At 73.2% G+C, this 429-nt stretch carries 1 protein-coding gene; it reads left to right on the forward strand.

What is annotated here, in order from left to right; translation table 11 throughout:
- Positions 1-356, forward strand: a 356-nt coding sequence (locus FNQ90_RS26620) for an ABC transporter permease (RefSeq protein ID WP_182608607.1), incomplete at its 5' end; no start/stop codon positions are given.
- Between the last annotated feature and the right edge of the window lie 73 nt (positions 357-429).

Here is a 429-nt window from a genome sequence, read left to right on the forward strand (position 1 = left end):
GGCTGATCCTGCTGCTGCGCCTGGCGATCACCTGGGTGGGGTTGTGGCTGGGGCTGCTGGTGCGCAATCCCGACACGGTCGGCGTCATCGTCTTCCCGCTGGCCTTTCCGCTGACCGCGCTGTCGAACGTGTTCGTCGCGCCGGAGATGATGCCCGGTTGGTTGGCGACGATCGCGGCGTGGAACCCGCTCTCCGCGACCGTGGCCGCCTGCCGGGAGTTGTTCGGCAACCCCGGGGCGGGCGGGGATTCCTGGCCGGCCGCGCACGCGCCGCTCCTGGCGGTGGTGTGGCCGCTGCTGCTGATCACTGTCTTCGCGCCGCTCGCGGTGCGTCGCCACCGGCGGATGGAGCGCTGAACGACACGACCGGGCCGGCTCGCCGGGCCGACTCGAAACCCCCGGGGCCGCCCGGGACCTCTCGGTCCCGGGC

This window comes from Streptomyces alkaliphilus (genome assembly GCF_014141535.1).
GTDB lineage: Bacteria > Actinomycetota > Actinomycetes > Streptomycetales > Streptomycetaceae > Streptomyces > Streptomyces alkaliphilus.